Source organism: Nocardia gipuzkoensis, assembly GCF_021183645.1.
In the GTDB taxonomy this organism is placed as follows: Bacteria; Actinomycetota; Actinomycetes; order Mycobacteriales; family Mycobacteriaceae; genus Nocardia; species Nocardia abscessus.
The window spans coordinates 3,607,347-3,631,584 of sequence record NZ_CP089225.1; the positions used below are offsets into that span (position 1 = coordinate 3,607,347).

At 64.7% G+C, this 24,238-nt stretch carries 24 protein-coding genes and 4 tRNA genes; 26 read left to right on the plus strand and 2 right to left on the minus strand.

Features of this window, described 5'->3' with window-relative positions; all coding sequences use genetic code 11:
* Positions 1–532: 532 nt before the first annotated feature.
* From LTT66_RS16215 to LTT66_RS16300, 18 genes are all read left to right on the plus strand, one after another.
* Positions 533–1,384: a methyltransferase domain-containing protein gene (locus LTT66_RS16215; protein ID WP_233068372.1), complete on the plus strand. Its 852-nt coding sequence runs from the start codon at positions 533–535 to the stop codon at positions 1,382–1,384.
* 124 nt (positions 1,385–1,508) lie between these two features.
* Positions 1,509–2,213 (plus strand): GntR family transcriptional regulator, encoded by a 705-nt coding sequence (locus LTT66_RS16220; protein WP_233068374.1) that lies wholly within the window; start codon positions 1,509–1,511, stop codon positions 2,211–2,213.
* 169 nt (positions 2,214–2,382) lie between these two features.
* Entirely contained in the window at positions 2,383–2,598 is a 216-nt protein-coding gene (locus LTT66_RS16225; protein ID WP_233068389.1) for a helix-turn-helix domain-containing protein, read from the plus strand.
* Between the two features lie 145 nt (positions 2,599–2,743).
* Entirely contained in the window at positions 2,744–3,127 is a 384-nt protein-coding gene (locus tag LTT66_RS16230; protein WP_233068391.1) for a hypothetical protein, read from the plus strand.
* Positions 3,124–3,462 carry a hypothetical protein gene (locus LTT66_RS16235; RefSeq protein ID WP_233068393.1) on the plus strand — a complete coding sequence of 113 codons (339 nt, stop codon included), beginning with the start codon at positions 3,124–3,126 and terminating at the stop codon, positions 3,460–3,462. Before LTT66_RS16230 ends, LTT66_RS16235 begins: the two co-directional genes overlap by 4 nt.
* Entirely contained in the window at positions 3,459–3,758 is a 300-nt protein-coding gene (locus LTT66_RS16240; RefSeq protein WP_233068403.1) for a hypothetical protein, read from the plus strand. The genes LTT66_RS16235 and LTT66_RS16240 overlap by 4 nt, the downstream gene beginning before the upstream one ends.
* On the plus strand, positions 3,755–4,189 hold the full coding sequence (locus LTT66_RS16245; RefSeq protein WP_233068405.1) for an RRQRL motif-containing zinc-binding protein: 435 nt from the start codon (positions 3,755–3,757) through the stop codon (positions 4,187–4,189). Before LTT66_RS16240 ends, LTT66_RS16245 begins: the two co-directional genes overlap by 4 nt.
* Positions 4,190–4,960, plus strand: coding sequence for a hypothetical protein (locus LTT66_RS16250; protein WP_233068407.1), 771 nt, complete (start codon positions 4,190–4,192; stop codon positions 4,958–4,960).
* Positions 4,960–7,107, plus strand: a complete 2,148-nt coding sequence (locus LTT66_RS16255; protein WP_233068417.1) for a type IV secretory system conjugative DNA transfer family protein — start codon at positions 4,960–4,962, stop codon at positions 7,105–7,107. The genes LTT66_RS16250 and LTT66_RS16255 overlap by 1 nt, the downstream gene beginning before the upstream one ends.
* Before the next feature lie 20 nt (positions 7,108–7,127).
* Positions 7,128–7,610, plus strand: a complete 483-nt coding sequence (locus LTT66_RS16260) for a hypothetical protein (protein ID WP_233068420.1) — start codon at positions 7,128–7,130, stop codon at positions 7,608–7,610.
* Between the two features lie 22 nt (positions 7,611–7,632).
* The gene (locus tag LTT66_RS16265) at positions 7,633–9,450 is read left to right on the plus strand and encodes a coiled-coil domain-containing protein (protein WP_233068422.1); all 1,818 of its coding nucleotides are present in this window, start codon (positions 7,633–7,635) and stop codon (positions 9,448–9,450) included.
* A complete protein-coding gene (locus tag LTT66_RS16270; RefSeq protein ID WP_233068424.1) occupies positions 9,447–10,070 on the plus strand; it encodes a hypothetical protein in 624 nt (207 codons plus the stop codon). The genes LTT66_RS16265 and LTT66_RS16270 overlap by 4 nt, the downstream gene beginning before the upstream one ends.
* Positions 10,067–10,603 (plus strand): hypothetical protein, encoded by a 537-nt coding sequence (locus LTT66_RS16275; protein WP_233068426.1) that lies wholly within the window; start codon positions 10,067–10,069, stop codon positions 10,601–10,603. The genes LTT66_RS16270 and LTT66_RS16275 overlap by 4 nt, the downstream gene beginning before the upstream one ends.
* A complete protein-coding gene (locus LTT66_RS16280; protein ID WP_233068427.1) occupies positions 10,600–10,965 on the plus strand; it encodes a hypothetical protein in 366 nt (121 codons plus the stop codon). The genes LTT66_RS16275 and LTT66_RS16280 overlap by 4 nt, the downstream gene beginning before the upstream one ends.
* A complete protein-coding gene (locus tag LTT66_RS16285; RefSeq protein WP_233068430.1) occupies positions 10,962–11,792 on the plus strand; it encodes a DUF2637 domain-containing protein in 831 nt (276 codons plus the stop codon). Before LTT66_RS16280 ends, LTT66_RS16285 begins: the two co-directional genes overlap by 4 nt.
* A 38-nt stretch (positions 11,793–11,830) precedes the next feature.
* Positions 11,831–12,286 (plus strand): hypothetical protein, encoded by a 456-nt coding sequence (locus LTT66_RS16290; protein WP_233068432.1) that lies wholly within the window; start codon positions 11,831–11,833, stop codon positions 12,284–12,286.
* A 1,444-nt stretch (positions 12,287–13,730) separates the two neighbouring features.
* Entirely contained in the window at positions 13,731–16,484 is a 2,754-nt protein-coding gene (locus LTT66_RS16295; RefSeq protein WP_233068434.1) for an HD domain-containing protein, read from the plus strand.
* A gap of 99 nt (positions 16,485–16,583) precedes the next feature.
* The gene (locus LTT66_RS16300; RefSeq protein WP_233068436.1) at positions 16,584–17,087 is read left to right on the plus strand and encodes an SLATT domain-containing protein; all 504 of its coding nucleotides are present in this window, start codon (positions 16,584–16,586) and stop codon (positions 17,085–17,087) included.
* A 110-nt stretch (positions 17,088–17,197) separates the two neighbouring features.
* Here LTT66_RS16300 and LTT66_RS16305 read toward each other — a convergent pair whose 3' ends face one another.
* Entirely contained in the window at positions 17,198–18,319 is a 1,122-nt protein-coding gene (locus LTT66_RS16305; protein ID WP_233068437.1) for a tyrosine-type recombinase/integrase, read from the minus strand.
* Between the two features lie 52 nt (positions 18,320–18,371).
* Between LTT66_RS16305 and LTT66_RS16310 the strand changes: the two genes are divergently transcribed.
* From LTT66_RS16310 to LTT66_RS16345, 8 genes are all read left to right on the plus strand, one after another.
* Positions 18,372–18,447, plus strand: a tRNA-Lys gene (locus LTT66_RS16310).
* Positions 18,448–19,428: 981 nt separating this feature from the next.
* On the plus strand, positions 19,429–20,094 hold the full coding sequence (locus LTT66_RS16315; RefSeq protein WP_043686652.1) for a TetR/AcrR family transcriptional regulator: 666 nt from the start codon (positions 19,429–19,431) through the stop codon (positions 20,092–20,094).
* 94 nt (positions 20,095–20,188) lie between these two features.
* Positions 20,189–20,261 (plus strand) — tRNA-Glu (locus tag LTT66_RS16320).
* Between the two features lie 29 nt (positions 20,262–20,290).
* Positions 20,291–20,364, plus strand: a tRNA-Asp gene (locus tag LTT66_RS16325).
* A 58-nt stretch (positions 20,365–20,422) separates the two neighbouring features.
* Positions 20,423–20,496: transfer RNA gene (locus LTT66_RS16330), tRNA-Phe, on the plus strand.
* A gap of 426 nt (positions 20,497–20,922) precedes the next feature.
* The gene (locus LTT66_RS16335; RefSeq protein ID WP_233068440.1) at positions 20,923–21,600 is read left to right on the plus strand and encodes a GAP family protein; all 678 of its coding nucleotides are present in this window, start codon (positions 20,923–20,925) and stop codon (positions 21,598–21,600) included.
* Positions 21,601–21,686: 86 nt separating this feature from the next.
* Positions 21,687–21,869 (plus strand): hypothetical protein, encoded by a 183-nt coding sequence (locus LTT66_RS16340; RefSeq protein WP_159925130.1) that lies wholly within the window; start codon positions 21,687–21,689, stop codon positions 21,867–21,869.
* 209 nt (positions 21,870–22,078) lie between these two features.
* Positions 22,079–22,780, plus strand: a complete 702-nt coding sequence (locus LTT66_RS16345; protein WP_043686659.1) for a polyprenol monophosphomannose synthase — start codon at positions 22,079–22,081, stop codon at positions 22,778–22,780.
* 42 nt (positions 22,781–22,822) lie between these two features.
* On the opposite strand, the gene LTT66_RS16350 is transcribed toward LTT66_RS16345, so the two are convergent.
* On the minus strand, positions 22,823–24,226 hold the full coding sequence (locus LTT66_RS16350; RefSeq protein ID WP_233068442.1) for an HAD-IB family hydrolase: 1,404 nt from the start codon (positions 24,224–24,226) through the stop codon (positions 22,823–22,825).
* Positions 24,227–24,238 lie beyond the last annotated feature (12 nt).

Sequence of the window (24,238 nt, forward strand, 5' to 3'; positions counted from 1 at the left end):
GGCCGGAATCTGTCGGCAAAAGCGCCGGGTCCCGGCTCGCGCACATCGCGGAGGGCTTCTATATCCACCTTCGCTCAGCCTGATCGCAGTGAAACGGAGCGCCGGCAGCTCGTCCGGCGGCCGTCCACGCCGGTATGGCCACGCTCGGGAACTCGGGATAAACAGATCGGGCGCCCGGAGTGACCCGGGCGCCCGACGCGTGTGCCCCCAGTAGGGCTCGAACCTACGACCTGCGGATTAAAAGTCCCTTTCTTGCCTACATACCAAATCCGCTGGACATACGTCAACAATCGCGACACGTATGTACCTATGAACAGCACATATTCATCTATTCCGGCTTGTGTGTTCGTGACGCGAGTGTACACAGGGGGACATCTGTCTGCCCCATGTCTGCCCCACATGCCACGGACATCTGCCCCACATGCGTTCTGAACGGTTGTGGCCCTGCGGTGCTCATGCGATATGGGTGTCCGAGTGGCGGTGCTGCTCATAGCCAACCCAAGCGGCCGTCGAGGTCGGCACAATCGACTGGGTGACAGGATTCGTATTGACACCGGAGCGTCGTGAACAGCTGTCCGACCTTCTCGGGGACGAAATGCGCTTTCGCGCTTCGTATCCCAGGGTTGCGGAGTACCTCGACACTGCCCCGGCCATACCTGGCAGCGGTGACGTCGAGGCGGACAGAGCCTTTGACCTCCGTTTGCTGCACTACATGACGGGGGGTGACAGTGAGAATCCGTACTGGGACATTGTCGGCCCGTCTGTCAGTGCGGGCTCGGCCGAACGTGGTGGGCGTCGCGAGGTCAACGGCGGTGCAGCGAAGGGCAGTGCTCGGCTGGCCTACGCACAGACCGTTCTCCAGGAGGCATATGCCTACGCGATCCCGTCGCCGGAGACGCTGGAGTGGGTCACCGACGTTTGCGCGGGCCGAGGACTTCTGGAGATAGGTGCCGGTCGCGGGTACTGGGCGCAACAGCTGCGGCGCCGCGGTGTCGATGTGTTGGCGTTCGATTCGGAACCGCCCGGCCAGATCGAGAATGTGTCGTTTCGCGGGGGAGCTGGACAGGTGGATGTCTGGCACGAAGTCGGCGACCTTGGCGACCTGGCCGCAGCTCGGGAAGCTGGCGAGGAATCGCGTCGAGTCCTCTTCCTGTGCTGGCCGCCGGGGTGGGGAAATCCGATGTCAACTGATGCGCTCGAAGCGTTCGAGAAGGCCGGAGGCGACACGCTGATCTATGTAGGCGAACCTCGCGGCGGCAAGACTGGAACTGACGCGTTCTTCGACAAGCTCGCCTCCGGGTGGGAACAGGTTGGTGAGGATTCGCAATTTGTGGCTTGGTGGAACCTGCACGACAAGGCTGAGAGCTGGGCTCGGCGGAAGTAATCCCAGAAGTCGCGCAAACACATCACCCTGCTTCTCGCACACTGCGATGATGTGTGTATACGTAGTTGTGTATTGGTAGGACGTACTAACTCCTGCCTTAGTGGACGAAGCGAGGGGATGGACAGTGACAGAACCGGCATACGTGAAGATCGCGGGTGAATACGCACGCAAGATCAGGGCGGGTGAACTCCCGCCCGGAACGCAGCTGCGGAGCTACCCGGAACTGGCGAAGCGTCATGGCGTGTCGCAGATCGTGATCCGGAACGCGATCGAGTTGCTTCTCGGTCAAGGGTTGGTGCGGACCGAGCGGCGGAAGGGCACGTTCGTAGCCGACCGGCCGAATCTCACAAGGGTCTCGCCCGAGCGTCAGTTCGAGCAGCCCGAGACGACATTTGAGAACGAGGCGACGGAGCCGGTGGAGGTGGAGCGCGACATCAGGAGCGTTCCGGCTACGGAAGAACTCGCTGACAAGCTCGGCGTCGAAGTCGGCTCCGAGCTGACGCATGTAATTGTGCGCGCATCGGAGGGCGGACGGCCGATCTCCGTGTCGGACAGTTACCAACCCGTCGGTGTTGCCGACGTCTCGGCGGCGGCGTTTCTGGAGGAGACCCTGACGGACTCCCTGCCGCCGGCGAGCCACGCTGAGTGGCTCAAGACTCCGTCCGGTGAGCTGGTCAAAGCTGTGTCTCAGCGCTACATCGACAGTGATGAGCGAGTGCTCATGTTCTCGAACATCTCGTACCCGCGGGATCGGTACGACGCGTTCCTCTTCCGAATGGCACTGGCACCTGAATCGGTGGCTGCGAGCAAGCGGGAGACCTCGACCTGACCTGAGCTAGAACGCTTCGGATCGAAGCGTATAGGGGCCTGATCAATGCCTTGATCAGGCCCTTTTCGCGTTCTTTGACGACTACACATGTGTAGGGCTTGTGCACATACGCAACTACACATACGCTCTTGTGTATACGTAACGACAAGTCGTCAAAGGAGTGACATTCATGAGCAGACGAAGTGGCTCGGTCGGAGGACCGAAGAACCTGGTCAGCCTTCGCGTCGCGGCTGAACTGGCCGGGGGAGTCCACCCGCGGACCGTCCGTCGCTGGGTGGACGGTGGTCTTTTGGAGGGCTTCCAGGTCGGCCCGAGGCTCATCAAGGTCGATCGAGACCAGGTCCTCGCGCTGGTTCGTCCCTTGAACGAGACCGGAGTGGCGTGATGAGCGCCCGTACGTTCGGTCTCGCGGTGGCGGCGGTATCGGTTGGGTTCCTGACGCTCACGCACCCCGCAGTTGTCGGATCCACGGTGATGGTGCTGGGTGGTGTCGCGTTCTGGCGTGCGTCGCGGCGGTGGGGGGTTCGGCGATGAGCATCAACCTGAGCGATGGGGATCAAGAGCGGCAGGCCCACCCCGAAGGAGTGTTGCGGGACTACGTAGGTCACTACGTGATCGCGGCTAGCGAGTCGGGTGTCCCGGTGGATACCGGGGTCTCCGCGGAAATCTCGGTGCACGGGTCGTTCCGGGTGCGGTACGCGGCACACGTCGACCGGGTATGTGTCCGGGTGTACCCGGCGTCGTCGTCGGCGTACGTCGGGATGTCAATGCAGTTGACGCTCGAGCAGGCAACCGCGCTGCGCGCGCTGCTCGACGCCGGCATCGCGGATGCAGTGGCCGCGCGTGACAGCCGGGCCGACACGGGCGAGGCGGTCGACCGCAACAGTGCCGAGCGGAACGAGGCGGATCGATGACCGCGCCGTGGCGGCAGGACCCGCCCGCCCAGGGGTACACGGTCACTCATTTCGACCGCCGTAGTGGTCACAACCCGTTGCATTCGATGGCTGGTCCGGAGTTCACCGGCGCGAGTGCGGTGTTCGCCCCGCTGGGGCTGTTGCCGCCGATGGTGCGGCTCGCGGCTTTCGGTGTGCTGCTGCTCATCGGCATGGGTGGTTGCACGGCGGCGTGGATCGATTACCAGGACTACGTGCCGTCGCCGAACATCTGCCGCCCGCTCAACGCCGGGGTCCCGGCGGAACCGGCGGGGTCGTGCGTCCCGCGCTCGCAGGCGCCGGAGGTGACGCCATGACCAGGCGCGTGTTGCCGCCTGAGTTCGCGGTCGAGGTCGCGGCGATCGATACCGCGCGGGACGCCGCATCGGCAGCGTTGCGTGAGGCCAACGCTCGTGGCCTTACCGGGGCGGATATCGACGCGGTGATCGATGCGATGGATCAGGTCACCGCTCGTTGCGAGGAATTGCGTCGCCGCTACTTCCCACGCCGTCACCGGCTGTTCGTGGCGTGTGGTCTTGCTGTGGTCATATCCAGGACGGGACGGTCCACGGAGATTGTCTGGCGCCGCCCGGATCGGGGAGTGAACCGGTGACCGCGGCCGAGCAGCAGGGCGGCATCCCGGTTTACGACTGGCGTCGCGCGCCTTCGCATCTGCGGACGCGTCGGCAGCTGGCCGCGCAGGGATTGCGCCCGAACGGCCAGGACATCGCGGGCAAGGTGCAGCGTCCGCGCCGGTCACGGGAGCCGCTGACGGCCTACCTCTATGACGTCAACCTCGCCGCGGCGAAGCGAGAAGCGACGCCTGCCCAGCTCGCGGCGTTGGCGAAGGCCACGCGGGAGCGGCAGCTGCGCGCTGCGGAGCGGCACGGCGTCGACCGTGCGGAGTTCGAGCAGATCAACGACCCAGGCCCGGGATGGGCCGATTCGACAACGACCCCGACAGCGCGGTCCCCGATTGCGGGTCATGCGTTCGCGGGGCTGGTCAACGGCCGCGGCCGTGACCGTGATGGATGGGAGCGATAGATGACGGCATATCGGATCGGTCCGGTGCCGATGACCGTGTTGACGATTCTGGCGTTCATGTACGGGGCGCCGCTGGATGTGGTCGCTCGGATGCTGGGCGTACGGATGTCGAGCGCGTACCGGCACGTGGCAAAGTGGCGTGAATCCAAGCTGGTTTCGTCGTTGAAACTTCGGCCGGTGCCGGGACCGACGTGGGTATTCCCGACCCGCTCGGCGATCGAGGGCCTGACGGGGCTGAGTACGCAGTTCTGGACGCCGACACCAAAGATGGCCTCGCACGTGCGAACCGTGCTGGAGCTGCGGCTGGCGCTGGTGGGGCTGGATCTGGAGCGGTGGATCTCCGAGCGTGAACTGCGCGCGCAGGTCGGGCCGGTCCGGGCGGGAGAGGCGCGCCCGCACATCCACGATGGCCGGTATTACGACGAGCAGGGCCGGTTGTGGGCGGTCGAGGTCGAGCTGACCGCGAAGAACGCCGCCGCCGCCCGGATCGCGGTCGCCAAGGCCAAGCAGGCAGCGGCGAAAGCCAACTGCGACAGGCTCATCTACTACTGCAAGAACGGCGAGATCCGCAACGTGATCGCCGATGCCGCCCGCGCCGCAGCGGGTGTGGAAGGCCCGTCTATCCGCGTGGCCGCCCTCGCCGAAGCATTCGGCATCACCAGCACGGTTCCTGGTTCTCGGCCCGGTCTGTCGCTGATCCCCGGCGGTGCCTCCGATCGCATCAACCAGGCCGAGACCGGTCGCCGTGACACCGGAGAGGCGGTGTCGTGATGAGCACCGAGTTCCCCATCCACCGCGACGCGGTGTGCCAGAAGGTGATCGATTTCCGTCCCGAGTGCGCCAAGACCTACCCGTCGCAGGTGCCCGCCGCCCCGGAGCAGTCCCAGGTTCCGGGTACCGGCGAATCTCCGCACATCGAGATCCACCCGAAGGCCCCGCCGATCTTCGGCGACAACGCTCCTGACAGTGATCTGTTCGGCATCACCCTGCCGGAGATCACCCTCGACGGGTTCCTCGACGCGTTGATGATCGCGGGCACCTGCGCGGTGTTCGGGCTGGTGTCGGCGGGCGCGATCTTCCTGGTCACCAACCTGCTGGCGTGGTCCCCCGCGAGGCTGCGGAACTGGACGATCGGCGCCACCGTCGCGATGCCCGGTTCGGCGATCGTGTTCGGCGGCATGGATTGGTCGGCGCCGCTGACCCAGTTCACCGCGGGCGCCGCGGAGCTGGTGTCGGGCAACCCCGCCCACGGTTTGGCGGCGATGACGGTGCTGCTCATCCCGGCAGCGTGGCTGACCGCGATGATCGCGTTCACCAACCGGCGGGTGCGGGTCGCGACCAACGGGTTGCAGTCCCCGGCCGCCACGGAGCGGGCGTTGTGGCTGCGCACCCAGCGTGAGCAGCGGGCAGCGGCGCGGATGTCGCGGTATCGGCTGCCGTTCTCCACCGGCGGGCTGAACCCGCAGCCGGTCCTCGGCCGTCTCGCGACCGAGTCGAGCCAAGCCCCGGCCAAGTCGCGGACGCGGGCGTTGCTGTCGCGGACGGAGACTCGGCTGATCGTGCCGTGGATCAAGTTCAACGAGCACGGCACCGTCGTCGCGTCCTCGGGTAAGGGCAAGTCGACGCTGATGAACCGGACGTTGGTGTCGTGGTTCGTGACCGGTTGGCTGCGGCATCAGCAGTGGTGGCGCCCGCGTCGGCCCGGCCGGCCGTTGGTGCTGGTGATCGACTGCAACGGCGGCCCGGAGTCGGTGAAGTCCGCGCGGACGATGGCGCGCTGGTTCGCTGCCCTGGGTGTGCCCGCCGACCGGATCGGTGTCGTCGGTGTCGAGGACACCGACCCGCTGTACACGCAGCTGGCTTTGTGGGACATCGAGGATCTCGATGACCTGCGGTCGGTGTTGTCGGCGATGATCTCCGGCGGCTCGACACCGACGACCGACACCGAACGCTACTTCCACAACATCCGCGAGACCCTGATCCACCTGGTCGTGGACGCCCCGGCGAAGGTGGTCGACGGCAAGCCGGTCGGACAGAACCCGCCGCGGGATTGGATCGAGTTCCTGTCCCGGTTCGATCCGGTCAAGCTGGCCAAGCTGTGGGGCGGGGTGTGGGACGACGAGGTGCCGTGGGCCGGTGTGCCCGGCGCCGATCGGGAGATCGCCTCCACGATGGCCGGGAAGCAGCCGGTGATGGATTCCGCACGCAGCGAGTTCGGCATCCTCTACCGGCTGCTGGGTGACTCGTTCGAAGGCGACAAGCAGGTCACCGACTTCGATTTCCTCTACATCATCCTCGAAGGCGTCAAAGCCGCCGACCGGGCCCGCGCCCAGTTCGCGGCGCTGGGTTGCATGCTCGAGCAGCTCGCCGACAAGGACCACGGCCGTCAGGCCCTGCTGGCGGTGGACGAGTTCTCTGCGGTGTCGGATGGCAAGACTCGCGCCAAGGCGTGGGTGGAGCGGCTGCGCAAGGCCGGGATCGGCTCGTGGTGGTTCGCCCAGTCCTGGAACGGTCTGGGCCACGACGACGACGCCCGCGAGGCCCTGGCCACCGCCGCCTCCGGTGGTTCGCTGCTGGGTGGGCAGGAGAAGGGCGACAAGCTCGCCGAGATATACGGCACCCGCCGCGATTTCGACCTCTCCCGCAAGCTCATCGGCGGCTCCGAGGCAGGCGACGAGGGCAACGTGCAGGCCAACGACAAGCTGCTCGTGCACCCGAACCGGCTGCGCGCCATGGCCAAAGGCGACATCGTGCACGTCTCCGGCGGTGTGGCCCGCTTCGGCCGCGTGACTCCGCTCGATGAACGGCAGCTGTCGGCGTTGCGCCCGCTGCCCGGCCTGTCGCAGATGCAGGCCAGCCCGGCCGAACCCGTCCTGTTAGCGCCGGTCATCGACCTGACCAAACACCGCCACGCCTGAAACGAGAAGGAGCACCACTCATGTCTGTTCCGAACATCAACCCCGAGGACCACGGAGAGGAAATCTCCGGCCTGTCGCCCGAGCAGCGCCAGGCCGAGATGGACCAGCTGGCTCCGCTCGCCGACGAGATGGCCAACCGCACCACCAAGAAGCTGGTCGAGCAGATCCAGCAGCAAAAACCCGTCGTTCCCGATGGCGGCCAGATCGGGCGCGCGCTGGGAAAGCACGTCGACCGCGCGACCGGGGTCAAGGACGGGCTGCGGCTGTGGGCGCCCGTCCTGGGCACCAGCACCGGGTTCGTGGTCGCCGCGACCACCCTGCCGATGACCGGCCCGCTGGCCGTCTACGGCGCCGGGCTGACCGGGTTCTCGGTGTGGATGTGCGCTGGCCGCCCCGGCCCCATCGAGTCGATCCGCCTCAGCGGCTATGTCATCGCCGATTCCGCCAGCTGGATCAAACGCCACACCACACGCCGCCGCAGTGACGCGGCGGAGTCCGCATAACCCCACCGAAGGAGAAATGGAAATGTCCGACCACAGTGTCGAAGACGAGATCTTCGCGCAGGCACGCCAGTTCAGTGCCGCGATGCGCACGGCGATGCAGCGTCACGCCCAGGCCGCGAACTGGATCGAGCGCCGCCGGGCCCGCAAGGAAATCTCGCGTCTGGTCCGCCAGGAGCGCCGCGAGCAGCAGAAGTCCCGCACCAACCACCTGTCCTGGACCAACCAGGCCGTCGACCGCTACCGGCTGCACGCCGAAACGGTCGCGGCCCGCGCCAATGATCCGCGCGTGGATCACGACCGCCGCGCCCGCGATGCCCGCGCCCTGGTCGAGCACCGTGACCGCCTGGCCGCGCAGTTCGTCGGCAACGGACATTTGACCCGCACCGAGCAGGGCATTGCCCTCGACGGTTTGGACGCCGCCACGGTGTTCCCGGAGTTCAAGACCGGCAACCTGTTCGCCCGCGCCCACAAGGTCAAGGGCCTGGAAGCGCTGCACTACCGGGCGCGGGTGGCCCGCGAGACGGTCAGCATCAACCGCAGCGCCGAGCGTGAACGTGCGGAGTGGCAGCAGGGCCTCGATGCCGCGCACCGCGCCAACGCCGAGGAGGCGCTGTTGGCCCGGATCGACGCCGCCCAGGCTCACCGTCACCGCTACACCGCAGCGATGACGTGGACCGATCCGGACGGCGGGAAGCTCACCGAGTCCCGCTCGTTCGCCACCGTGCACACCGCGACCGAATGGTTGCAGCGCAACATCCACCGCACGTCGTGGTCGGACGGCACCACCCTCCAGGTCGAGACCCGCGACACCGCCAACGCCGCGAAGCAGTACGTCGACTACGGCCGCCCCGAGACCGTCGCCGGGCAGTTGGCCGCGCGGGAGGCCGTGCTGCGGGAGCGGACGCTGGCCGGGCAGGTGCACCGCGAGCAGGACACGGCGCAGGCCCGCGGGGTCGAGCAGGGACAGCAGGCGGAGCGGTTCAGTAGCACCGTCACCTACCTGCCGGAGAACGCGAATCAGGTGGTGCATGAGCGCGGCGCCCATAGCACCGAGGCGGAGTCGGCGCGCTGGACCGCGCAGCAGCTGGCCGGGATTCGGCCGGCGCCCGGCACCACGGTGCACGTGGCCGCTTACGACCTGGCCGACGAGTGGCGTCCGGAGCGGGTGTTCCGCGCCGAGGGCGGCCGGTCGATGGTCGCCGACGAGGTGACGCAGTGGCGGGAGGGCATCGAGCGCGTCTCATCCGAGCAGGAGCGCGACGAGCAGCAGCTGCCCGCCTCGGTGCAGGAGATCGCGGCCGAGCGTGACCAGCTCGCCGAGGATCTCGCCCAGCGCGGTCGCGAAATCGAGCAGCTGTCCGGTGATCTGGTCGACGCCGCCGAACGCAACAACCAGCTGTCCGGTCAGCTCACCGAACGAGACAAGAAGCTCGCGGAACTGACCAACCGGCACGGGTTGTCGATCGAGCACAACAACGACCTGACCGAGCAGAACGCCCGGCTCACCCGGCAGCTGACCCAGGTCACCGCCGAGCGAAACGATGTCGTCTCGGCGTTGGCCGAACGCGGAGGCGAGGTCTACGCACTGTCGCAAGACCTTGAGCAGGTCACCGCCGAGCGTGACCAGCTGCGCGGCGAACGCGACGAGGCGGTACAGAAGCTCGCCGAGCGCACCCCGGCGCATGAGCGGTTCGGCAGCCCGGAGCGCCAGGCCGAGCAGGCCGGCGCCGAGGCCGCCACCAATGGACACACCAACGGCCGCGCGCCGATCAAGGGCCACGCCTTCGCGGGCCTGGTCAACAACCGCAACCGGGATCGGGAAATGGAGATGGAGCTGTGAGCAGCAACGAGCTGGATGACCTGTACGTCAACCGCTACGCCGGGCGGGTCGAGAATCCGGAGGAGGTGTTGATGCGGGCGGACTTCGACCGGGCGAAGGACCTGTACGACACCGCAGTCCACGCCGAAACCATGGACCAGATGGACCTGATCTGCGATCAGGCCAACGCCATCGGGCAGCGCTGGCTCGACCGTGGCGAGGAGTTCGGGGATGCCTGGCGGTACCTGGAGGACGCGCACAGCGATTGGAAGTCCGCGCCCGACACGATGCGGCGTCTGCACGAGCAGATAGCCGCGGATCGAGCTGAGGGTTTCCTCGCGATCAGCGAGATCGACTGGCGCAGTCAGCAGCACGCCCGCGAACTGACCGGCAACGGCCGCTGGATTGTGCAGCCGCGCTCCATCGAGCAGGCCCGCCAGCAGCTCGCCGCTGCCGAGCGCCGCGATTCCTGGTCGGATCCGGCCGAGGTCAACCCGAACGCGGCACCGGTCCCGGTGTCCGGATCGTTCGCCGCTGGCCGTACCGCGGAGCTGTCCGGGCAGCAGCGGCGCCCGATTCCGGGGCACGCGTTCGCGGGCCTGGTCAACAACCGCGACCGGGGACAGGAGATGGAGCTGTGAGTACCGAGGACCGGACCGTGGGCGAGCTGATGATCGATCTCGCCAAATCTGACGGCTTGGACGATGCGGTCACCGCCTACTACGCCAACCGCGTCCAGGACCCGCAGGAGGCGTTGTGGCGCGCCGATTACGCCCTCGCCTACATCCGGTGGGATAAGGCCGAAGACGCCCCGTGGCGTGACCACCCGCGCGCGATCGAGCTGCAGGCGCAGGCCCGCGCGATCGAACAGCGGTGGACCGATGACCCGATCGTCGGGCCCCGGTGGGCGGAGCTGGACCAGATGCGCAGCGATGCCGACTACGCGGTGCCGATCGGCGACGAGGAGCCGACCATGCAGGTCGAGGCGCCGACCGGCATGGACCCGATCACGTGGCGCAGTCATTTGCAGGCCAACGATATGACCGGCCACGGCCGATGGCCCGCCGCCTCCCACACCGCTGATCTGACCCAGGAGCAGCGGGCCCCGATTCCGGGACACGCGTTCGCGGGCCTGGTCAACGACCGTGATCGGGGACAGGAGATGGAGCGGTGACCGCGATCCACGAGACCGAGGTACCCGCCGACGGATTCGAGCCGTTGCGCCCGTACGGGCCGACCGCGCCGGGCGAGTCCTACGCCGAGCTTCAGGCCCGGCTGATCGCGGCGAACGAACGCGCCGCCGTGCTGGAGCAGCAGCTCGCCGCCGTGACCGCGCAACGGGACGCCGCCGAGCACCAGGTCGCGGATCTGAAGGACCGTAACCGGGAGCTTGCCAGCGATCTGGACGATGCGCTGGATCTCGCGAGCGAGAACGCGCTGCACGCCGGTCGTGAGCGCTTGGTCCCGAAACCGCTTTACGGGCACGCCTTCGCGGGCCTGGTCACCAACCGCAATCGAGAAGGGATCGAACGATGAGCGACACCCTGTCGCCCCCTGAGGCCACCGCGTCACCGTCCGACGTCGCCACGTCGCCCACCGAGGCCGGATTGTCGCCGCAGCCGTCGCCGCCGTCGTGGAACGTCGCTGAGGTTGTCGCCTTGCTGTCGCTCGCGGCAGTGAGCATCGCGGCGTTCTCGTGGAGCGCGATCGCGTTGCACGGCGTGGCGGTCATGTCCGGTATCGACTCCCGATTGGCGTGGGGTGCCCCGGTGATCGTGGACGGCCCGATCATCCAGGCCGCTTTCTCGCTGGTCGCGTTGAACCGGCGCGAGAAGATCGGTGTGCCGATCCCGGCCGCGACTCGACGGTTCTTCTGGGCTGAACTCGCCGCTGCTGAGCTGGTGTCTTTGGTCGGGAACGGTGTCCACGCGTGGACTTCGGAGGGTCTGATGCTGCCTCAGCTCGCCGCCGCGGCCGTGGCAGGCGCCGCCCCGGTCGCCGCGCTGGCGGTCACGCACGCGCTCACCGCGCTGCTGGAGGTCCCCCGCACCCCGCAACAGCAGGCGACAGCACCCGTCGCGCATGCGACAACCGGCGACACCGCCCCGAACTCGGGCGACACCGAGGCGACACCCGCCGACGTGGAGGCGACACCGGCCGAAACCGATGCGACAGCAGCACGCGACGCGGAGATCCTCCGGTTGCATCAGGCCGGCCTTTCCTACCGCGAGATCGCCCCGATCGTCGGGTTGCACCACGGCTCGGTCGGCAAGATCCTCGCCCGCCTCAAGACCGAGGGCGACACCCACCGCGAGCAGCTGGCGTTGCCCGCACCTCAAAGCGTCCGGCTGATCGCCGGATAACCCCACACCCAACAATCGATAACCAAGGAGTAACCGTAATGACATCGTGGATCATGACCGAGGAGCCGAAGGTCATCCGCAGCGCGTTCGGCAAGGCCGACGAGCCCGGCACGACGGTGGCCGGTCTGGTCGTCTCCCAGGAGCTGGCCGTGCAGAAGGACCCGAAGACCGGCAAGCCGAAGCTGCGCCAGGGCAACCCGATTCGGCAGCTGGAGGTCGTCATCCTGACCGGCTGGCAGACCGATCCGGACGACGACGGCGCACGCAAGCTGTTCGTGCGCGGCAACCTGCAGAAGGCTCTGCGGGCGGCGATCCTCGCCGCGGGCGATGACGACCTGCGCAACGGCGCCCGGCTGACCATCCAGTACACCGGCACCGGGCAGGCATTCAACGCCGACTATGCACCGCCGAAGCTGTATCGCGCCAAGTACGAGCCGCCCACCGACGACTCCCTCGCCGAGGTCGCCGCGTACTTGGGCCAGGACGACGAGTAGCCGCCTGACCCACGCCTGACCAGCAAGAAGGCCCCTGCCGAGTCCCAGTCGGCAGGGGCCTTCGCGTGCCCGGAGCAGCTCGCGTCCAGGCCCGTTCATTCTTCGCCACCAGCCCACCGGCCGCAGCGTCGGGGCTTCTCGCCCCTGGTGCGGGGGCGCGTGCGCCTCCGCCGGGGCAGGCCACCGGCCTGCCCCTTAACGCCTGCTCTTCCCGCGCAGAGGCTCACGGGTCAAGGGTGGCCGCAGGCCATCGCCGCAGGCGACGCGCAGCGCCCTTGAGGCGTGAGTGGCGCGGGAACACAATGCAGGCGCCCCCGAACCAGGGGCACGCGGCCGAAGGCCGCGCACGGCGCACCGCGCCGCCTCCCCAATCCAATTGCCAATCGATAGCCGGTAGCGGCTCTGGAGCTACTCGCCGCCGTTGCCGCGATCCTCCTGTCTCCTCCAGCCCAGCGCCGAGAACTCGGCTGGTTCCCGTGTCCTGACTCCGGTTCGGCAGTTGATCTTGCGATCTGCCGGAGCGCGAAAACCTAGCGAGAACTGAGCGAAATGCCAGCCAAAAGTAGAGACAACTTATCGCAACTTTTCGCAGGCGTACCTCACCCCCGCCTACCTCCCTGACCTGCGTATACGACGCTGCGCGTCGTTGAATTCCTCCCCCCTCCCACTTCCACATCTCATACCCACTTCGTGCGCATGAGATGTGGAAGTGGGAGGGGGGAGGAATTCAAGATCAAATCAGGTCAGGGAGGTAGGCGGGGGTGAGGAGAAGGAAGAAGTGGTTGAGTTGGGTGGGTATCGGTGAGTTTGCGAGTGGGTTGCGTTGGGAGACGATTCCAGCTGGTCAACTCGTGTGCGTCGGCTGCGGTCTACTGATACGCGGATACCGTCCGGGGCCGGAACTGCAAGGCGTGGCAGGTCATCGAAGTGGTGCGCGGGCGACGGGCGCCCGCGTCCGCGAGCCAAGGCTCGCGTGGTCCGGCGCGCAACGTGCTGGGTGCTCCTCCGGTATGGCCTTATTCGGGGCTATCACGACGACGACGACCGTCAAGGGCAAGTCGGCTGCGCCGATGGCCTGGCGGCCACCCTTGACGGCCGCCGCCGTCGTGATCGAGTAGCCCCAGGCCATACCGGAGGAGCACCCAGCACGAACCCGAGGCACGCGCTATGGACCGGGAAAGCTGCGCAGCCGCAGGCTGCGAGGCGGGGCTCTGCCCCAGCACCCCGCCCTCGCCGGGAGGCAGGCCACCCAGAGGGCCACAGATGACTCGGTCGATCCGAGGTCCGCAGCAGAACTACCGGCCCGTCGATGGAGTACCAAATCGCAAGTGGCCTGTGCCTAGCCAGTCATCTACCTCACACTGACATTGTCTCTCTGGCATGATGCCAGCGAACAATCTGCTCGGACTCGACGATTTCACACACGAGGTTATGGGGGTGCAGCATGAGCTACAAGAAGTCGAAGCTGTGGGCAAGGACGCTGGGCAGTTCCGATGACATGACTCATCACGAATCTCTTAGCAAATTGTCCCAGGCATATGACCAATTTCGCGACCATGTTGAACCTTTGGCTAATGAAATCGCGCTATCGGTACCAGGATATACAGACCATGGCATTGGCCATTGTGACAGCCTCTGGGACTCTGCATCACTTCTCATCGAGGACGATTTCCCTATAAACCCAGCCGAAGCATTTGTGCTTGGTGGGGCATTCCTAGTGCACGATCTCGGAATGGGTATTCAGGCATATGGCGGCGGTCTGGAATCAATAGCGAACTCAGTCGAGTGGAGCGACTTGCTCGCGATGCTCCATCCCGGGGATCATTCGAACCTCCATGAGACTTTCGTGAGAGATTTACAAAATAACCCGAATTGGGATGGCCTAACAGACCAGCGTGTGAAGCACGCATTAACGATCTTCCTCCGGCTGCACCATGCGGAGCAGGCTGGAGAAATTGTTGGACGAGAGTGGGCGCTAACGAATGGGCAAAAGTTCTACCTGATCGCAGATTCTCGGCTTAGATTCTGGTACGGAGATCTTGTAGGAAAGATCGCTTACAGCCATTGGTCAAGTGTCGATGAATTGCCGGAAATGTTCCCAAGTACGCTTGGCGCTCCGCCCGGATACCCTTCAGAGTGGACGATCGATCCCATCAAGCTGGCCTGTGTAATGAGGCTTGCTGATGCTACACAGATAGACGCTCGGCGAGCCGACCCGCTTCATACGCCGCATCGAAATCCTCAGGGTATATCTCTTGACCACTGGAAGTTTCAGGAGAGAATGTTTAACCCACAGATTATCGGTAATCGGATGGTGTACACCAGTGCGGCTGCACTGGAGTACAAGGATGTCGAAGCTTGGTGGCTTGCGTACGATACGGCGAAGATGATCGACGCCGAGCTCAGAAAAGTTGACGCCCTATGCGCGGACCTGTCAAAACCTAGGTTTGCCGCATCTTCAGTTGCGGGAGTCGAGTCCCCTGAGCGATTTTCAAGATTTGTTCCAACCTCAGGGTGGCGCCCCGTCGATGCCAGACCTTATATCTCGAACTCGGGTCATGTGATCGCGACGCTTGGTGGATCGAAACTATATGGCACGAACGATGCAGATAGAAGGGTAGTAATCCGCGAGCTTCTCGCGAATGCTTTGGACGCGACTCGAGCCCGGCGGGCCGGAGTCGGCGAAGATGGAATTCGACCGATTCGTATATCATTCGCATCCGAAGACTCCTGTGACACACTGACGGTGCGCGATTTCGGCATAGGGATGTCGGAGTCGGAATTGATTTATAATCTCTGCGATTTTGGTAGCTCTGGGTGGCGCGGCATGAATATGGCGCGTCGGTTTCCCGGCCTACTGTCGCATGACTTTGAGCCGACCGGACAATTCGGCATCGGGTTCTTCTCGGTATTTATGGTCGCAGAAGATATATCGGTGACTTCGCGGTCAGTACATGAATCGTGGAGTGGAACTGTGGTGTTGGAATTCAGGGGAGGGCCATCAGCTAGACCGCTGCTAAGAACGGCCAGTACCTCGGAACGTCTGGCGGAACCTGGTACAGAGATCAAGCTTAAATTGACCCATCGCCTCACTTCTGCCGAGGGAATTCTTTCTAACTTTTCACTGTTTCAGTTGCGAAAAAACGGCGAACTCGCAGATTTCGTACGACGAATGGCATTGATGGCCGACGAAGATATTGAAGTGCGTGGAGTTGGTCAAGCGGATTATTCATTGGCTGTCAAACGCAATCAGTGGAAAACGATGCCTGCAGAAGACATATTTGATGCTCTTAACCCAGATCTCTGGCTGTACGATTCCGAGGAAGTTATTCATGCCGCACGGGAAGAGTTCGCATCGACCCTCTCAAGTATAGAAAATTCTCAGGGAGAAGTTCTCGGCAGGCTTGGGCTGTACGGAACGGCGCGCAAAGTTAGAAGCACTGCGTCGGATTTCGATGTGTTCTGTGGAGGCTTGGCGTCCTCGGAAAGATCGCCGTACTGCGGGATTATCAAGGGCGTTCCTACGCGAGCTAGAAGGGATCAGAGTCGAATCAACCTTAGCTTGGAAGATATGCGTCGATGGTTCGAGGTTCAGAAGTCTAAAACCGACTTGGATTCGATCCCTGATCGCATCAAAATGCTGATACAAGAATCGGGCATTGAGCTTGGTATCAGAAGTGAAGATCTCCCTATAATATACGGTAAGGGTGGATACATGACCCCAATCCAATTAATGGAGTTCTGTGCCGATCGGTCGGAGCTGATAATTGTTGACGAGCCTTCTGGGCATCTTCTGCTTGGTGATGAAGAGCATTGGGGTTTCACGTCTGAGGACGACAGGTTCTGCATACTGGATGACAACCTCCTTCATCTGATGATGGATCAGGTCCTGACTAGCGGAAGGTCGACCTTCCCAATGCGTGAGAATGAATACAAGAATTATTGGGTTGACCATCCCTATGGGGAAAACGTGCAGATAAGGCCAGATGTCTGGTGGAATATGCGATACGCAAGCGTGACCGCCGAAGTGGTTAGAATAGTCTCGGAATCATGGGAGATGACGGTTCCGGAAGTCGTTGAAAGTGTGGAGCTCGCGTACTACGACGACAGGGTTACTGTACCGGCTGTGGGTGGTGGAACTGCGAAGGCTGACGCAATCAAGTTGTCTCGGTCGATAAAAGATGCGACGAGATTTTAGACCGGTTGTTTATGTCCATAACGTGGCAGCTGGCTTACATTGATCTTAACTGTTATGGAAGGGTCAAGTTCGGTGTCTGTAAGTGCGGATGGTGTCAGGTTGGATGATCGTAAGGAAATTGATGCACTGCTAGACCGAATACGTCACCGAGCGCATCGCTCGGCCCGTGCTCAGTACATCGCATCGAAACGTGCTGGCTTGATGCATAACATACTGGGAATTCCAGTTGTGATACTTTCGGTGGTAGTGGGAACGACGTTGTTCTCTTCCCTCGGAAGTGATCCGAGGAAGGGGGTTGTTATATGCGCGGGAATTGTTTCCCTATTGGCCTCGGTGTTGGCAGCTCTGCAAACGTTTCTTGGATACTCGGAGAGCAAAGAGCGACACTTCGCCGCAGCTACTTCACTGAGCGCCTTGAAGCGTGAATTGGATCTGCTGGCTCTCAGGTTTCGTGTCGATCAGATGGAGCCGCCTCAAGCGCTAGATTTGCTGGCTCCATTCGTGGACAGGTTCTCCACCTTAATTCGCGATAGTCCCGATGTACCGGATCGCTATTACGACCGGGCTCGTGCCGAGGAAGAGGAGGATAGCGAAGGTGTATGAGACACCCAGCTTGTCCGACTTAGAATTTTGAAAGACGTGTCGGTCGGCATGACGGTGCCTAGCGTGGCAATCCGCCGCTCCTGTCTACTGCTGGGAAGACATGCAAGCGACTAGTCCAGGGCAGCGCGAACACTATCCCATCGCGACTTGGCTCGGTGGGCGTACCGCATGGTGGTGGTCACTGATGCGTGTCCGAGTAGTCGCGAGACGTCCTCGATCGGGATGCCGCGTTCGAGTAGGCGGCTGGCGTAGGTATGGCGGAGGTCATGGAGACGGACATGCCCGATCTGATGACGAGTCCTCCCTCGACCGACATACGCGATTCGTACGGACGCCTCGAAGCGGTCACGCAGGTTGCTTGAATCGAACGGTCGGCCTTGTGTGTGTGCTAGGACGAGCCCGGAGTGCACGCGGGCATTCCGCGGGTACTTCACGGGTGCAGGGGCAGGCTTGCCTATCCCGCCTCGATCGAGCCGCGTTTTGAGAAGCTTCGTCAGCTTGTCGCCGATAGGGATAGTTCGGCGCTCGTAATCTTTTGGAGGGTTCATCTCATGCTCCACCGGATCGTAGGCCCACTCCACAACGATCTCGCGGCGTTTGAGGTCCACGCTCTCCCAGTGCAGGCCCATTGCCTCGCCGAGGCGGACACCGGTACCGAGCAGCAGCTCGACCACCGCGAGGTCGAACGAATCTAGTGACACCTCGATGGCCCTTACCTCCTCATCGTCGAGGTAGCGCTCGGGCATGGGGCCGGGCTTCGGAAGCGTTATGCCTTTGCACGGGTTCACGTCGATACGGCGTGCGAGGTGCGCAGCCTTCATCGAGGAACTTAGGAGGTAGTAGCACTTGGCGACCGTAGAGGGCGCCATGCCGCTGTTGGAGAGGTCGGTCACCCACTTCTGTACATCGTCGGTTGTGATTGACCGCAACGCTTCCTTCTGCCACCGCGGACGGACGTGATCCCGCAGCCGAGCCACGTCCGAACGATTTGTGCTCTTCCTCACAATCCGTGCCGCCGCCCATACCGGCTCCCACTCGCCCCATGTCATCTTGTCGGCTCCATCGGGAGTGGGGGACCGGCGTTCCGCGACCTCCCTGGTCCCGGCCTGCCGCTCCGCCTCCGCCTTCCGGGCGAAGGTGCCGGCACTCCGCTTCTTCCCGTTCGCGTCCCTGTAGACGCCCCTGTACTTGCCGCTGGGGAGCTTTTCCGCCCACGCCATCGACTGGTCCACCCTTCAATCGGTTCGTGCCCCACAGCCGCTGTCAGCTATGCTTGCCAGCCGAGCCCCTTTAGCTCAGTTGGTAGAGCTGGTGACTTTTAATCACTAGGTCGTAGGTTCGAGTCCTACAGGGGGCACCATCACGACGGCGGGGCGTGGAGGCTGCGAGCCCCACGTTTGCCCCACGATTCTAGCGTTTTCGCTGATAGAAGCGCTACAACCCTTGGATTAAAAGTCCGTAGCTCTACCAACTGAGCTATAGGGGCGCGCGGAGGAACAGTGTAGTGCGAGCGGTGGCCGATGCCCCAATCGGGGGAGTTCGTGTCGGGGGGCGGGATGGATGGGTGGTGTCGGCGTGGCGGCCAGGGTGCGTCGCGTGGCGGCGTGGGGGAAGGTAACACGGTGCGCGCAGGGGCGATGCAGGCGGTAAACATTTGGTACCCAGCTTTGTTCATCTCAACCCGATCTGGATATCATTCAATCATGTTGGCTGGCAATGAGTTTGGATTTGCGGGGGGTGAACGGCCCGAGCCGGGGGAGGCTCGTGGGATGGGTTGGCGGGTGAAGTGTGGGCGGCGGCCGGCTGTCCGGCCTGCCGATCGGCTCGGGTGAACGATGCTGGGCCGCTGGTGAATTCACCCACCCGCCGGACGAGCCGGGCGGGTTGCCGAAGATTTGCCGTAACAGAAAACGGAATCGGATGGCTACCCGACTCGTCAGTTTGCCGCGTGTCGGATCGGGATTCCGGGTACGGTGACGCCTTGGTGAATTCCGAAAGAATCGCCGACTCGGTCGGCGCCGCGGAATTCGGATTGTCGTTGCTGTGTCCGGAGGGGTCGCGGTCGGTCCGGCCGGCCACGGCTCGACGGAACTCGATGCCGCAGGAGGAGGCACGTTCGAGACGAAGAAATGCCCGGATGCGCACCCCCTGCGGCGCACCCGGGCAGGCAAACTATACCAGCTGGTGTGTTTCAGGTTTTTCCCGAGTTTTCGTACCGAAAGTTTGAATTCGCTCGAAAACCGGGTTTGAAGTATCGATAAAACTAATGAATTCGCGCCGAGGGTCCGTTCCTTTGGGGGTGGCTGATTGGCGGCGAGTAGGCTTCGGAGGCGTTTCGAGCATGGCACGGCAGCAAGAGCGGGCCCGCCGGACACGGGCGGCGATAATCAGGTCCGCCGCCGTTGAGTTCGGGAAGAGCGGCTATGCCGCTGCATCGCTCAACCGCATACTGGAAGGGTCGCGTGCCACCAAGGGCGCCATGTACTTCCATTTCGACTCGAAGGAAGATCTGGCACGCGCGGTGCTGGAGACCGCGGTGGAACGCTACCGCGCCTCCGCCGAGCGCTGGCTGGCCCGAACGGATCTCAGCCCGCTGGACATCCTGCACGGAGTGGTCGACGAGATCGCGCTACGGCTGGAGCACGACATCATCGTGCAGGCCGAGTATCGCCTGATCATCGAACCGGACTTCTACCGTGACGTGCAGGCGGGTGGCGGCCGCATCCTGGGCCGCACGACCAGGGTGCTCACCGTGCGCGCCATCGACCACGGGCAGCTGCGCGCGAACGCCGACCCCGACCGGTTCACGCGCACGCTCGCGGCCGCGCTGGCCGGTCAGCGGTACATGGTGGACCTGCTCGGCGGCCAGGTCGATCTGCGGGCGCGGTTCGAGGAGGCGCTCGAGGTCGTGGTCGAGGCGATGGCGACCGGGGAATGGCTGGAGAAGTTCCGCAGCGACGGCTGGCGCGCGCAGGCTCGCTTGGAGGAGCTCGGTTTGAGCCTCTGACCAGCCGGTTTGGGATTCGAGTCGGGTCTGTCATAAGCTATCCCAGCTCCCAACGGACAGCCGTTGAAAGCCGGTCCGGAGAAATCCGGGACGAGCCCCCTTCGTCTAGCGGCCTAGGACGCCGCCCTTTCAAGGCGGTAGCGCGGGTTCGAATCCCGTAGGGGGTACGATCTTCGGATCGTTGGTAGCAGAGCATGGCCCTGTGGCGCAGTTGGTTAGCGCGCCGCCCTGTCACGGCGGAGGTCGCGGGTTCGAGTCCCGTCAGGGTCGCAAGTAAGCGCCGGAGATATCCGGCGTTTCGCGTATGGCATTCACTTCGGGTGCCTGCGGCCAGGTAGCTCAGTTGGTACGAGCGTCCGCCTGAAAAGCGGAAGGTCGCCGGTTCGATCCCGGCCCTGGCCACTTCACTCGTACCGGCTCATGCTCATGGAGAGCATGAGCCGGTCTCGTTTCGTCATGTTTTGTGGGGGTGCAACCCCCACGCCCCGCCCGGCGGGCTTCGCCCCCGGACCCCCAGGATTGTGGTTGCGTTCGGTGGGTGTCGTTCGGGTTGATTCCATGTTTGCCGGTGTTTGCCGGTCCGTCCCTGCCCTCCGGATGCCGTGGTCAACCCAGTGTGCTGGTGTCGCGTGGTCGACCCATGTCGACCCGTGTCCGATGGTTGAACCGTTTCGGGGCTCTTCCCCTCGAGGGGATTGGTCGTCGTCTCGCGCGACGCGGTTTCCGTGCGCGGCGCTCGACTTGATGTGGCGAATCCCACAGCGGTGCAGGGTGGTTCGCAACTGGGGGCGTGGCCGGTTCGCGGGCCGCGGGTAGGCTGGCGCGGCCATGTCGACCCTTCTCCTCGCGCTCGCGGGGTTCGCCTTCCTCGACTCGCTCGACCTGCTGCTGATCGGCGTCACCACGGCGGTGGTCTACGACAGCAGGTTGAGCCGTCGCTCGCCGCTGGTGGGCGGTCTGAGCCTGCTGGCGGGCGTCTTCGCCGTCACCACGGCGTTCGGGATCTGCACGATCCTCGGGATCGGTTTCGTGACCGAGCTGATCGACTTTCGGATCACACCGGCGGTGCGGTACTGGGGTGAACTGGCCGCCGGGGTGGTGCTGATCGCTCTCGCGACCATTCGAATGACCGGAACGGCGGCCCCGCGGCGCGCGACCACATTGCGACGCCGGCCATGGATGCTCGCCGGCATCGGCGTGGCGATCGGTATCGCACAGGCGCCGACGGCGGTTCCGTATCTCGCCGGACTCGCGATGATCTCCGCGCGAAATCCGCTACCGACGTTGTGGCCGCTGATCGTGGTCGCCTATTGCGCGCTCGCATTGCTGCCGCCGTTGGTGATACTCGCGCTCGCGATGCGGCGCACGACCGGCGCGCGGCGGATGTATCGAAACATTGTTCGCATTATCACCACACACGGCCCGACTTCGGTCCGCATACTCTTCGCGATCTTCGGAGTGGCTCTCCTATGTGACGCGCTCGTTCATTACCGCAGCCTTTGGTAGTCCGTGATGAATTGCGTTCGCCGGAGCACCGCATCGGCGGTCGGGAAAGGGGGTTGAACGGTGGTGTTCGGTGGGATGCTGGAGGTATGGCTGAGCGCTGGTATTACTGCTTGAAGCACAATCGGGCCGAGCAAGGGCGGCAGTGCTGGTTCCGCGACCGGATGGGGCCGTACCCGGACAAGGCGACAGCGGAGCGGGCGCTCGAGATCGCACATGCGCGCAACGAGCGGGAAGACGCCCGGGACCGAGCCTGGCGGGACGGGGACTGAGGGCGAGCCTTCCCCCGGGCGGTGAAGTTGATCTTGAGCCGCAGGTCGCGGGCCCGGACGGCGTCGCCCCGGGTGCGGCCGCTCGGCTCCCGGTCAGGTGTATCGAGTACGGTTCTCCAGAACTCGACGAATGCTCGGTGGTCCTGGCGTGGGCTGCGAGCGGAAACCAGGATCAGCAGGGAGGGCGACCCTTGAGGGTTACCGTTGTTGTGCCGACCTACAACGAGCGGGAGAATCTGCCGGTTGCGGTGGAGCGGCTGACCGCGCTGCCGGTGCCCGACCTGCACGTCCTCGTGGTGGACGACAGCTCGCCGGACGGCACCGGCGAGGTGGCCGACAAGCTCGCCGCCGAGCTGCCGAACGTAGTGGGTGTGTTGCACCGGACCGAGAAGGACGGACTCGGACGCGCGTACATCGCGGGCATCACGCGTGCGCTGGACGAGGGCGCGGACGTGGTGATCCAGATGGACGCCGACCTGTCGCACCCGGCCGAGGTCATCCCCGCCATGCTGGAGAAGCTGACGACCACCGACGCGGGTGTCGTGCTCGGTTCCCGTTACGTCCCGGGCGGCTCGACCGCCGCCGAATGGAAGTGGTACCGCAAGGCGCTGTCGGCCTGGGCCAACTTCTATGTGAACCTGATTCTGCGGTTGGGCGTCAAGGACGCCACCGCGGGCTTCAAGGCGTGGAAGGGCGACACCCTGCGCGCCATCGAGGTGGCCTCGATCCGCAGCAACGGGTACTCCTTCCAGGTCGAGATGAACTACCGCACCATCAAGAAGGGAATCTCGATCGCCGAGGTGCCGATCCGGTTCGAGGAGCGGACGCTCGGCGCCTCCAAGATGAGTCTCAAGGTGCAGCTCGAGTCGGCATTGATGCCGTGGAAGTTGCTGTTCGGGCGCGCGGTCTGAGCCACGCCACCGGATATTCGTGACGCGGCGCGGACTCGGTGATCAGCGGGGCCAATCCAAGAGCGTGTCGATGAACAACTGACGCACCTGCGCCACGTTTTCGTCCAGATCGGCGGGATTCCATGCGCTGACATCGATCGGGTCGAGGATCGCCACGTCCACCGTGCCGGGCCGGGCGACCATCGCGTTGCGCCAGCAGATCTCGCCCGCGTTCCGGATGACCACCGGGATCACCGGCACCCCGGCCTGCATCGCGATGTGGAACGCGCCTTTCTTGAACAGTCCGACCTCGGGGGTGTAGGAGCGGGTTCCCTCCGGCGACACCGCGACCGACAAGCCGCCGCGCAGCGTCTCGACCACCGGTCGCAAGGCCGCCCTGGCCCGCGCGCTGTTCGACCGATCGATGAAGGTCACGCCGACGAAGCGCATGAGCGGCCCGAAGATCGGATTCTTGGTGAGTTCTTTCTTGCCGATGGCCGTGACGCCGCCGCCGAGCACCTCGGGCACGATGATGATGTCGAACTGGCTCTGGTGGTTGAACAGGAAGACCGCGGGCCGCGGTGATTTCGCGTTCTCGGCTCCCGTGACCCGCACGTGCACTCCCGCGATGCGCAGCGTATTGCGCGCCGCGTGCGCCATCAGGGCGTCGGCCATCTGCTGGCGGTCCTTGGTGGGCGCCTTCGACGCGACACCGAACAGCGCGCCGCCCAGCAGTCCGGCGAATCCCGCGGCGGTGCGTGCGTAATCGCCCGCGCGTGGCGGGCGGCGCGGCCGGAACGTCAGCTTGCCCCAGTGCTGCCGGTCGGCGACCTCGGCCAGCGCGTCGTCGGGGTTCACCGCCACCGGATGCCCGGTCTGCGACAGCAGCGGCAGGTCGGCGCTCGTGCCCGCGTAGGCGTAACTGCGTTCGAGATCCACCTCGTGCGCGGCGGCGAACTCGGCGACCGCCTCGGCCTTGCCGTTGCCCCACAGCGGCTTGCCGTCGGGATATCCGGTGAGCACACCGTCCCGGGCGGCCATGGGCGTGAACAGCACGTGCTCGATGCCCAGGTGCGCCGCCGCGGGCGTCACCTGGAACTCGGTCAGCGAACTGACCAGCACGACGGTGTGCCCGGCCGCCTGGTGGGTCCGGATCAGCTGCCACGCTTCGGGGTACAGGTACCCGTAGACAGTGCGCTTGAACAGTCGCCTGCCCAGCTCGGTCAGCTCCGGTGCGGACCGTCCGGCCAGCGTCACGGACAGTTCGCGGAGCAACCGGCTGTACTCGCCGTCGGTCATGTGCTTGCCGAGGCCGCGCAGCAGCACGTCGGCGGGCTTGCGGCGCCGGCGTGGTGCCGGGCCGTCGACGACCGCGCCGAAATCGAAGACAGCCGCGACCGCGCGGCCTTGTGGCCCGGAGCGGATGACGGCGATCGCGGCGTCGAGGTCAGCGCGTGCGCCGGTCATCGGACCTCCTGT

Excerpts from the sequence above, each read along its gene's own strand:
- LTT66_RS16260 (WP_233068420.1), top strand. The coding sequence starts at position 7,128 with ATGTCTGTTCCGAACATCAACCCCGAGGACCACGGAGAGGAAATCTCC.
- LTT66_RS16290 (WP_233068432.1), top strand. The coding sequence starts at position 11,831 with ATGACATCGTGGATCATGACCGAGGAGCCGAAGGTCATCCGCAGCGCG.
- LTT66_RS16240 (WP_233068403.1), top strand. The coding sequence starts at position 3,459 with ATGACCAGGCGCGTGTTGCCGCCTGAGTTCGCGGTCGAGGTCGCGGCG.
- LTT66_RS16250 (WP_233068407.1), top strand. The coding sequence starts at position 4,190 with ATGACGGCATATCGGATCGGTCCGGTGCCGATGACCGTGTTGACGATT.
- LTT66_RS16335 (WP_233068440.1), top strand. The coding sequence starts at position 20,923 with ATGTCGACCCTTCTCCTCGCGCTCGCGGGGTTCGCCTTCCTCGACTCG.
- LTT66_RS16350 (WP_233068442.1), bottom strand. The coding sequence starts at position 24,226 with ATGACCGGCGCACGCGCTGACCTCGACGCCGCGATCGCCGTCATCCGC.
- LTT66_RS16230 (WP_233068391.1), top strand. The coding sequence starts at position 2,744 with ATGAGCATCAACCTGAGCGATGGGGATCAAGAGCGGCAGGCCCACCCC.
- LTT66_RS16235 (WP_233068393.1), top strand. The coding sequence starts at position 3,124 with ATGACCGCGCCGTGGCGGCAGGACCCGCCCGCCCAGGGGTACACGGTC.
- LTT66_RS16265 (WP_233068422.1), top strand. The coding sequence starts at position 7,633 with ATGTCCGACCACAGTGTCGAAGACGAGATCTTCGCGCAGGCACGCCAG.
- LTT66_RS16225 (WP_233068389.1), top strand. The coding sequence starts at position 2,383 with ATGAGCAGACGAAGTGGCTCGGTCGGAGGACCGAAGAACCTGGTCAGC.
- LTT66_RS16295 (WP_233068434.1), top strand. The coding sequence starts at position 13,731 with ATGAGCTACAAGAAGTCGAAGCTGTGGGCAAGGACGCTGGGCAGTTCC.
- LTT66_RS16340 (WP_159925130.1), top strand. The coding sequence starts at position 21,687 with ATGGCTGAGCGCTGGTATTACTGCTTGAAGCACAATCGGGCCGAGCAA.
- LTT66_RS16285 (WP_233068430.1), top strand. The coding sequence starts at position 10,962 with ATGAGCGACACCCTGTCGCCCCCTGAGGCCACCGCGTCACCGTCCGAC.
- LTT66_RS16315 (WP_043686652.1), top strand. The coding sequence starts at position 19,429 with ATGGCACGGCAGCAAGAGCGGGCCCGCCGGACACGGGCGGCGATAATC.
- LTT66_RS16255 (WP_233068417.1), top strand. The coding sequence starts at position 4,960 with ATGAGCACCGAGTTCCCCATCCACCGCGACGCGGTGTGCCAGAAGGTG.